3 protein-coding genes are annotated in these 803 nt (G+C 61.1%); all 3 read left to right on the top strand.

What is annotated here, in order from left to right; genetic code table 11:
- Positions 1-197: hypothetical protein (locus DBR24_RS31360; RefSeq protein WP_218278160.1), on the top strand; the 197-nt coding region annotated here is incomplete at its 5' end.
- Between the two features lie 10 nt (positions 198-207).
- Positions 208-486, top strand: coding sequence for a hypothetical protein (locus DBR24_RS29595; protein WP_123466578.1), 279 nt, complete (start codon positions 208-210; stop codon positions 484-486).
- 79 nt (positions 487-565) lie between these two features.
- Positions 566-803, top strand: a 238-nt coding sequence (locus tag DBR24_RS34430; protein WP_256591977.1) for a CHAD domain-containing protein, incomplete at its 3' end; no start/stop codon positions are given.

The following is an 803-nucleotide window of genomic DNA, read 5'->3' on the forward strand; positions in this document are numbered from 1 at the left end:
CTCCCGACAAGGTCCCACAATGCACCCTTCGACAGACGGGCTCAATCGCCGAGGTCGCTCAGTGCGCCGGTGGCGTCGTTTTTCACAATGGCGTGATGTTTCAGCGCTATCCTTTTCGCCAGCGCAGATTCGAGTCGGGCAAGGCACTTTTTTGCAGCCCGACCGTCTTACCTGCACGTCTGTTGACCTATCGTTGAGGTGTGAGTGATGAAAGCCTGGATCTGTGTGCCGTTGATGGCTCTGGCATTGGCCGGTTGCGCCGGCAAGACCGCGTACCGTGACACCTGCGGCAGCCAGCTCGATGCAGCGTGGCATGAGCTGGACCTGGCCAAGGCCGAAGGGTTTGCCGGTACGGTCAGTTATTCCAAGGCGCTGTCGTTGCTGACGGCGGCGAAAACCCAGCAGCAATTCGAAGGTTTCGAAGGGTGCAGCAACAAAGCCGAGAAGGCGCGCTTCTACATTCGCGAATCCCGCGCCGGACGCTAAGCTGCTGACGTGAAGCAAGGATGCTGAGTTCGCAAAACATCAGACTCGTCCCGCAAGCCATTTGAATCAGGAGCAAGTGATGTCTGTGTTGGTTGACCGGTTGGTAGCTCATGTTCTGAGCCTGGAAGTGCGGTTGCTGGCCTGTCAGGCGCGCCTGACGGCGCGCACCGACCCCGAGGCGTTGCACGACTTGCGCACCACCGTGCGACGCTTGCGCAGCCTGTTGCGGCCGTTGCGCGGCTTGCCCGGCGTCGAGCAACTGGAAGACGCCGCGTCAGCGGTTGGCCAGGTGACGACGCCGTGGCGCGACCGTGAAG

The sequence above is a fragment of the Pseudomonas sp. HMWF006 genome (assembly GCF_003061205.1).
GTDB lineage: Bacteria > Pseudomonadota > Gammaproteobacteria > Pseudomonadales > Pseudomonadaceae > Aquipseudomonas > Aquipseudomonas monsensis.

What these genes read in the sequence shown, in the direction of transcription:
- DBR24_RS29595 (WP_123466578.1), top strand. Translation starts at nt 208, where the DNA reads ATGAAAGCCTGGATCTGTGTGCCGTTGATGGCTCTGGCATTGGCCGGT.